Consider the following 7,828-nt stretch of genomic DNA (forward strand, 5'->3'; position numbering starts at 1 on the left):
GCATATTGGTGCCTCCCTTGGCAAACCAGACCCCGCCAAGCCGTTCGAGCTTGTGGATCAAACCATAGATCGCGCTGGTTTTCATCGGATTGCCGCCCACCAGCAGCGACTGGAAAGAGAGAAACTCGCGCAGTTTCTCGTTCTTCACAAAGCTCGAAACCTTGGCATAGACCGAGCGATAGGCTTCGAATTTCATAAGGGCAGGGGCGGCTTTGATCATCGACTTGAAATCGAGAAATGCCTTCGTACCCAGCTTGACATAGCCTTCTTCATAGAGCCCGCCGCTATATTCGAGGAATTTCTTGTAGCCCTCGACATCATCCGGTTCGATCGCGGCGATATTGGCGTAAAGTTCTTGCGGATCGTTGACATAATCGAAATTCGTACCGTCTGGCCAGTTGAGCCGGTAAAAGGGTGACACCGGCATGAGCTCGATATCTTTCGCCATGTCATTGCCGGTCAGTTCCCAAAGCTGCGACAGGCAGTCGGGGTCGGTGATCACGGTAGGTCCGCCGTCAAATATAAAGCCTTCCTTTTCCCAATAATAGGCCCGCCCGCCCGGCTTGTCCCGGCCTTCCAAAATGGTCGTCTGGATGCCGGCCGATTGTAGCCGGATGGCGAGCGCCAGTCCGCCAAATCCGGACCCGATCACGGCCGCTTTCTTGAACAATTCATTCTGGGATTTTGTAACTTCACTCATGGAACAGGAATACTCATCTATATTTTAACAAAAGGCGAATGGCGCGGGACACGGGAATCGGCGGTTTGCCGCTCAGCAAGCTGGCCTGGTCCATCTTGGTCGATTTACCGGCGTAAAACCGGGCGAGCAACCGCTCGTCCTTGGCATAGGTATGTTCCAGTGTTTTGTAACGCTTTTCGGGATCGGCGCCGAGAAACAGGAAGGCGCAGAGCAGGCGGTAGAATTTGCCATCTTTCCAATGCCGGGTAGCTAGGGCGCGTAGCATCTTGTCGAGCTTGCTCTGGGTGATTTCGGGCATTGCGGCAATCAGCATCGCAGTCCTGACCGCCATCGGCAGGGAATAGCTGGTGATCGGCTGGATCAGCGCGGCTCTTGCACCTGCGCGGGCATCAACGCCTTTGTTCGCCTTCCAGAAGGCTTCGAAATCACCACCGTAAATGACCGGAAGCTGGCCCGTTTCTTCGCTGAGCACAGCGTCGATGATCCACCCCTTGGTAGCGGCATATTCGGCAATCCGCGCATGGGAGGTCGCTCTGTCGAGCGCAGCAGTGTCGGAATAATAAGTGTCTTCGACGAACAATTCCGTGTCGCTGAACGGCAGGCAGTAGACGAACCGGTAGCCGTCAATCTGCTCTACGGTCGCATCCATGATGATTGGTCGGTCAAGTCCGTGCGGCTTTTTCAGTTTGAGCATCTGGCCGCAAAATTTCTGCCAGCCGGTTTCCAGCGCGGACACGTCACCGCCGCCGCGAACGTCGAGTACGGCTTTCGCTTGGATTTCGGTTCCATCTGCGAGCTGGACCAGCCCTTTTTCGACCTTTGTCGCCTTTTGTCCCGTCTTCAACCCTTTCAATGGCAATCGCTTCCTCAATTCCCGGTCCAGATTTACCGATTCAATCGAGAAATAGCCATTGCTCAGCTTGCGGCTGTATTCCGGGAAATGCACGTCATATCCGTCCCACTGGCGAGAGATCAACGGGTCGACCAGCCATCGATGTTCCGGCTCGACATCGCTTTCGAAAAAGGACCAGATATGATTACCGCCGAAATAATCCTCGGCCTCAATCAGCATTAATTTTAGCTCGGGCCGCATTTTTGCGAGCGCCAGCGCCACCAGACCACCCGCCAGACCACCGCCGGCGATAGCCAAGTCATAAGGTGCAGAAGTAGTGACTTTGATCGGCATCACACGGCCTTAGCCGATGGAGAACACCGGCGAAAGCCTGTCTGAAAGCATGTAGGCGATTCCTGCTTTAGGCCTTGCCCCTTGGCGATCAGCGCCATATTCCTCGGCAATGGACTATGCCCTAGCTATCCTGTTTTCTGCCCTCGCAATGACGCTTATCGTCGGGGGACGCTATCTGCTCAGCAGCGGTTTCTTTGCCTGGCTGACCGAGCGGGTGCGACCGGGCCACTATGACCAGCTGAAACCCCAGATTGGCCGCGAAATCCGCTGGTCTCTTCTGTCGGCCGCGATCTACGGGGTGCCGGCGGGAATTATTGCGTGGGGCTGGCAGAATGCGGGCTGGACGAAGATTTACACCGATCCGGGCTTGTATCCCTTGTGGTATTTGCCGCTGTCGCTTTTGCTCTTTCTTTTCCTGCACGACACATGGTTCTACTGGACCCACCGGCTGTTTCACCGGCCGCAATGGTTCAAGGTCGCTCATGCGGTCCACCATGACAGCCGCCCGCCCACAGCCTGGGCCGCAATGAGCTTTCATCCGGTCGAGGCGGTGAGCGGCGCCATCGTGATTCCGGCTCTGGTCATCGCGCTACCGATTCATGTCGCCGTTTTGGGGCTGCTTTTGCTGGTGATGACGGTTATGGGCGTGTCCAACCATATGGGGTGGGAGATGTTTCCGCGCTGGCTGGTCCGCGGAAGGCCGGGAAACTGGCTGATAACCGCGACCCATCACGAGAAGCATCACGAGTTGTATAGAGGTAATTATGGGTTATATTTTCGCTTTTGGGACAAGATCTGCGGTACGGATATCGGGCTTGCCGATTCTGGGAGCGGTTTCGGCCGTGATGCTGGGCGCAAGCGCGTCCGCTAGCGAGGCACCAGTCGCGGCTGCACCGGCGCTTTCTGCCTCGATCGATCTTGCGATTACCGGTTTGCGCTCCGAAAAGGGCAATGTTCTGGTCTGTCTGAGCACAAATCCGGAATATTTCCCGGATTGCACAAAGGACAAGAAAGCCCGCAAGTTGAAAATTTCCGCTGGCGATGCAGAGACCGTAAAAATTGCCGGAGTGAAACCTGGCACCTATGCCGTGGCGCTGATCCACGACGAAAATGCCAACGGGAAAATGGACCTGCGCCTGTTCCTGCCACGCGAAGGCTTCGGCTTCTCCCGTAACCCCAAAATCGGCATGGGTCCGCCAAAATTCAAATCGGCCCAATTCACCGTCGGCACCGACGATGCCCAATATGCGGTACGGATGAAATATATCCTTTAATTGGGCACAAATTAACCGTTCACTAGCATTCTGAGGGCATTCTGCCGCAACAGACTAGGAGCGGCGGTAAATGTATCAATCCAGGCATTCGGTTTTCCATCAGAACGACAATTACGGAAAATCCCGGTTATCCGAAATTCTTGGCGCCTTTTCTTATGCGCTGGACCTTACCGAAGGACAGCCCGCTGGCCACAGTATCCGTGCCTGCTGGATCGGAACGCAAGTGGCAATGGCGCTGGGACTGAACGGCGATGAACTGCGGGATATCTATTACGCGGTTTTGCTCAAGGACCTTGGCTGTAGCAGCAATGCCGCCCGGGTTACCGAGATGTTCGCCGGGGACGACCGCAAGCTGAAGCATGATTTCAAGCTGCTCGGCCCAATGCCGGAAGATTTCGGCGCATTTGTTGCCAGCGAAGTTGGCGTGGATGCAAAAGCTGATGTGCGCGAACAGGCGCAGTGCAATCTCGCCGAAAATGGCGGCGCGATCATGACCGATATCATCGGAACCCGTTGTTCGCGCGGGGCTGATATCGCCCGGCAATTGCGTTTTTCGGAGGATGTCGCTCAGGCCATCGCCCATCTCGATGAACATTGGGATGGATCCGGCCTGCCACTCGGCATTGCCGGAACCGATATCCACCTCGGCGGCCGGATCGCGCTTTTGGCGCAGGTTGCCGATGTCTTCTATACAGCCCGGGGCAAAGACGCCGCGATTGCGGAAGTCCGCAATCGGGCCGGAAGCTGGCTAGATCCGGATCTCTGCTCGATATTTGACAAGCTGTCTGAAGCCAGCGGCTTCTGGGAAGAGCTGGCCCTCGATGATCTTGAGGAACAATTGTGGGCGCTGGAGCCAGCGGCACAATATGTCACCGTGGACGAGGACTATCTCGACGATATAAGTTTTGCCTTCGGCCGGGTCATTGATGCCAAAAGCCCCTATACCGCTGGACATAGCGAACGGGTGGGAATGATCGCCGACAAGATCGCGGAACATCTGGGAATGGACGATGACCGCCGCCGGGTGCTGCGCCGTGCCGCCATCCTCCATGATGTCGGAAAACTGGGCGTCAGCAGCGCTATTCTCGAAAAGCCTGGCAAGCTGGATCCCGGGGAATGGCAAATCATGCAGAGCCATGCGGCCCATACTACCAATATCCTCGGCCAGATAGGTGTGATGAGCGATATGGCGATGATCGCCGGCTCGCATCATGAACGGCTTGATGGAACGGGATATCCCCTCGGTCTCGATGAACGCAGTATCGCAATGGAATCGCGGATCATCACCGTCGCCGACATATATGATGCGCTGACCACCGACCGGCCTTACCGGACAGCAATGTCGAGCGAAAGAGCGATGGCGATATTGCAAAGCGACGTGGGCGTCGCGGTCGATCAGCGATGCTTTGAAGCGTTGCAGACCGTTGTCGCGGGGGATCTGCTGTAATATAAGCGCTTTGCCAATTGGTGGATTGGGCCCTATATTGGATATGGAACTGCAAAGCGGTCGGCCTGATTGACGGTTGCGAAACCAGATTGGAAATAGTCTTGAAAAACCCGAATATCCTCAGCCGTGTTGTAATATGCTCTCTCGGTCTCGGGATAACATCCCCGCTTCTGGCACAGGAAGGCCCTCCGCCAATGCCGGTCGAGCAGTCGGTCTTTGACGGGGACTATCTGACGGCGGGCATCGGGGTGGCGGTCGGCCCGAGCTATGAAGGCTCGGACAATTACACATTTTCCCCGCTACCGGTTGTTCTGGGCAGCTTCGGTGGCATAGATTTTCAGCCGCGCGGTCCGGGCATCGCACTCGATTTTGTCCCCGACCAGAAAGGCGCGAAAGTCGACTTTATATTTGGCCCCGTCGTACGCGCGCGCTTTGATCGGCAAAATTCAATTAAAGACCCCGTGGTCCGTTCGCTGGGGGAACTGGACTTCGCTCTCGAACTAGGTCCCTTTGCCGGGGTTCAGGTCAATCGCGTGCTCCATCCCTATGACTCGCTGACGGCGCAGGTTGACCTGCGCTGGGATGTCGCGGGCGCGCATGACGGCATGGTCGTCTTCCCCAGCCTGACCTATTTCACCCCGCTCAGCCGCGGCGTCATCACCAGCCTCGCGGTCAGCGGAGAATATGTCGACAATGACTATGCCGATTATTATTTCAGCATTTCTCCGGCCGGATCTGCGGCGAGCGGCCTGCCGACCTTCACCGCCACCAAGGGCTGGAAAAATGTCGGCGCGACGATGCTCACCGCAGTAGATCTCGACGGTGACGCAACCAACGGTGGCTTTGGCCTGATTTTTCTGGGCAGCTATTCGCGGTTGCTTGGCGATCCGAAACGTTCCCCGGTCACCTCGATCCGCGGCAGCGCGAACCAGTGGTTCGGCGCGGTCGGTGTAGGCTATACGTTCTAGAGCTATCAGGCGCCCGATCGGGATTTGGCCTGAGTTCAAACCGTTTACCGGCGTTCCATCATTGGCCAGCCGTCCTCCTGCACCATTTTTTTGATGTGCCTTCGCTATGCTTGTCACCGGTGATATAAGTCGCGGACCAGATGAAGCATTGCGGATCCTTCCCATCCCATATCCACCGGTCAATCTGGCGCCAGCTTTTGTCGGTTCGCGTGACCACAATATCGCGCACAATTTCGTTTTCTGAAGGCTTGGATAGCGTGCCGAGTACCGACGCCCCGCGAATTCCATGTTCGGTAAACAGCACACGGTGTCCTGACGGATCATAGGCAACCAGACCGGCGCCGCTATGTTTGGTTTCCCCGTCCTTCATCTGCCAATCTCCAAACACCATCCATTGGTGATCGGAACCCCAGGAAAATTCGATCCAGTTGTCGGTTACGTTATTTTCGGTTCGCCACTTCTGATCCGCTTCCGGCAATGATGCCGGATCGGGATGCCACTGTCCGGCGAGGATTCCGTATTTCTCCAGAATTTCGGTTTGCAAGGGGTCGATTGCCGGTTCTTGTGTCTGCGCTGATGCGGGCATTATCGCTAGCATACCTGCCGCGCCCGCCAAGCCGATATTGTGTACCCAATTTGATTTCATATTTTCAATCCCCCAACAAGCAACCTAGCTAGCAACAGACCGAATATACTGTGCAAAAAATCTGCGGATGCATCCTCCAATTCGATGAACGGCATGAAATAGTGACGAGAATGTTCGCGTTTTTTGCCAGTTCCATCGCGATATTTTTTCGCAGGGCGATAATCCGGAATACCGTGGTCCGGGCACAGAACTTGCGGTTGCAGATTGTATGCAGCGCTCTCAAATCGCTCGGGAAACTCTGCTGGACCCGATTTGCACTTCGTCCTAACATCGCACTCATCACCGGGGAGTCGTCAGACCGAGAAGTGTGCACAATGCCGCCCGACCCGCAAAAGCTGAACCGGTCCCGTATGAACGGATATGCCGGCGGAGGGAGAGAGCTGGCATCCGGCCATTCCGGACACGCCCTTCCTCCATCACACCACGAGGAGAGACACGATGGGCAATGCAGGCAATATCACCGGATGGATCACCTTTTTCATCGGCCTTTACGCGATTGCTGCCGGTGCGGGCGAGTTCCGCCGGCCGGGCTATTGGGCGAAGATGGTGCAGGAAGTACGGGTCAGCAGCGCGCTGCAATTTCTGACCGGAATGTTCACGCTGGTGCTCGGCGCGACCATCTATCTGGTCAACCCGTGGGACCCGTCCGATCTGCTCTCGATTCTGATCACCGTAATGGGCGCGTGGATATTTATCGAAGGGGCGTTGATCCTCGCCGTCGGCGACTGGTTTCTGAATTTTGCCGGCAAGCTGATGGGGGCAGGCAATCGCCTGTGGGCAGTCCTCTCGATCGCGCTTGGCCTTGCCGCGATTTTCGCTGCCATGGTGCGGTTGCAGATATAGCGCGTTCCGGTCGGTCGGGCTCCATCGACGATATTATCACCCGATGCGGAACATCGACTGGACTTGTGAAGCCTCTCGACTTACGGTGGCGTATCCCCGGGGAGCCAGCATCGGCTGGTTGAGAGCGAAAGTGACCGCGACCCGTTGAACCTGATCCTGTTAACACAGGCGGAGGGAGGGAGCGGTTCTGGACAAGATCCCGCCCTCGTTCCGTTTACCAAAGGAACGATAGACCATGGCTGACCTTCCCGCAAAAACCGAAATCGGCGTGACCACCGGCGCGATCCGTGGCTCGAAAAAAGTCCATGTCGCGGCGCATAGCGGTTCCGGCATAAGAGTGGCGATGCGCGAGATTCATCTCGAGGGCGGTGAAGCGCCGGTACGGGTCTATGACACGTCCGGGCCATACACCGATCCTGAGGCGCTGATCGATATCAAGACCGGTCTCAACGAACTGCGCAGCCCGTGGATCCGCGCGCGCGGCGATGTCGAGGAAGTCGACCAGCGCGAGGTAAAACCGGAAGACAATGGCCAGCTTGGCCCCGACCGCTCCGGCGGCGTTGCGCCTTTCCCCAATGTACGCCGCAAGGTGCTGCGCGCCAAGGAAGGTCAGAACGTCTCCCAGATGCATTATGCGCGCCAGGGCATCATCACCCCGGAAATGGAATATGTCGCCGAGCGCGAAAATCTCGGGCGCGAGCGGCTCAAGCAATATAGGCGCGACGGCGAAAGCTTTGGCGCGTCGATCCCCGACTATGTCACGC

At 56.7% G+C, this 7,828-nt stretch carries 8 protein-coding genes, 1 pseudogene and 1 riboswitch; of the genes and pseudogenes, 6 read left to right on the forward strand and 3 right to left on the reverse strand.

The genetic code is table 11. The features are described 5' to 3' along the window. The coding region (crtI, locus tag WBM93_RS05920) for a phytoene desaturase family protein (RefSeq protein WP_424429473.1) at positions 1–700 on the reverse strand (700 nt) is incomplete at its 3' end. Between the two features lie 13 nt (positions 701–713). Continuing rightward, the gene (gene crtY, locus WBM93_RS05925) at positions 714–1,886 is read right to left on the reverse strand and encodes a lycopene beta-cyclase CrtY (RefSeq protein ID WP_424429476.1); all 1,173 of its coding nucleotides are present in this window, start codon (positions 1,884–1,886) and stop codon (positions 714–716) included. A 109-nt stretch (positions 1,887–1,995) separates the two neighbouring features. Between crtY and WBM93_RS05930 the strand changes: the two genes are divergently transcribed. The 4 genes from WBM93_RS05930 to WBM93_RS05945 all read left to right on the forward strand — a co-directional run bounded on the left by WBM93_RS05930 (position 1,996) and on the right by WBM93_RS05945 (position 5,575). Further along, positions 1,996–2,757 carry a sterol desaturase family protein gene (locus WBM93_RS05930; protein ID WP_424429479.1) on the forward strand — a complete coding sequence of 254 codons (762 nt, stop codon included), beginning with the start codon at positions 1,996–1,998 and terminating at the stop codon, positions 2,755–2,757. Then, the gene (locus tag WBM93_RS05935; protein WP_424429494.1) at positions 2,732–3,160 is read left to right on the forward strand and encodes a DUF2141 domain-containing protein; all 429 of its coding nucleotides are present in this window, start codon (positions 2,732–2,734) and stop codon (positions 3,158–3,160) included. The genes WBM93_RS05930 and WBM93_RS05935 overlap by 26 nt, the downstream gene beginning before the upstream one ends. A gap of 70 nt (positions 3,161–3,230) precedes the next feature. After that, positions 3,231–4,607, forward strand: coding sequence for an HD-GYP domain-containing protein (locus WBM93_RS05940; RefSeq protein WP_424429482.1), 1,377 nt, complete (start codon positions 3,231–3,233; stop codon positions 4,605–4,607). A gap of 101 nt (positions 4,608–4,708) precedes the next feature. Beyond that, positions 4,709–5,575: a MipA/OmpV family protein gene (locus WBM93_RS05945; protein ID WP_424429485.1), complete on the forward strand. Its 867-nt coding sequence runs from the start codon at positions 4,709–4,711 to the stop codon at positions 5,573–5,575. 58 nt (positions 5,576–5,633) lie between these two features. On the opposite strand, the gene WBM93_RS05950 is transcribed toward WBM93_RS05945, so the two are convergent. After that, a complete protein-coding gene (locus WBM93_RS05950) occupies positions 5,634–6,221 on the reverse strand; it encodes a hypothetical protein (protein ID WP_424429488.1) in 588 nt (195 codons plus the stop codon). A gap of 360 nt (positions 6,222–6,581) precedes the next feature. Here WBM93_RS05950 and WBM93_RS05955 point away from each other — a divergent pair, with 360 nt between their 5' ends. Together WBM93_RS05955 and WBM93_RS05960 are read left to right on the forward strand one after the other, a co-directional pair. After that, the gene (locus tag WBM93_RS05955) at positions 6,582–7,064 is read left to right on the forward strand and encodes a hypothetical protein (protein WP_424429491.1); all 483 of its coding nucleotides are present in this window, start codon (positions 6,582–6,584) and stop codon (positions 7,062–7,064) included. A gap of 87 nt (positions 7,065–7,151) precedes the next feature. Further along, positions 7,152–7,258: riboswitch (TPP riboswitch) on the forward strand. 41 nt (positions 7,259–7,299) lie between these two features. Next, a pseudogene (locus WBM93_RS05960) lies at positions 7,300–7,828 on the forward strand (phosphomethylpyrimidine synthase ThiC); the annotation flags it as partial.

It is taken from the genome of Parasphingorhabdus sp. (assembly GCF_049667325.1).
Classification (GTDB): domain Bacteria; phylum Pseudomonadota; class Alphaproteobacteria; order Sphingomonadales; family Sphingomonadaceae; genus Parasphingorhabdus.

Coding starts and splice junctions, on each gene's coding strand:
- crtY (WP_424429476.1), bottom strand. CDS start 1,886: ATGCCGATCAAAGTCACTACTTCTGCACCTTATGACTTGGCTATCGCC.
- WBM93_RS05930 (WP_424429479.1), top strand. CDS start 1,996: ATGGACTATGCCCTAGCTATCCTGTTTTCTGCCCTCGCAATGACGCTT.
- WBM93_RS05935 (WP_424429494.1), top strand. CDS start 2,732: ATGCTGGGCGCAAGCGCGTCCGCTAGCGAGGCACCAGTCGCGGCTGCA.
- WBM93_RS05940 (WP_424429482.1), top strand. CDS start 3,231: ATGTATCAATCCAGGCATTCGGTTTTCCATCAGAACGACAATTACGGA.
- WBM93_RS05950 (WP_424429488.1), bottom strand. CDS start 6,221: ATGAAATCAAATTGGGTACACAATATCGGCTTGGCGGGCGCGGCAGGT.
- WBM93_RS05955 (WP_424429491.1), top strand. CDS start 6,582: ATGCCGGCGGAGGGAGAGAGCTGGCATCCGGCCATTCCGGACACGCCC.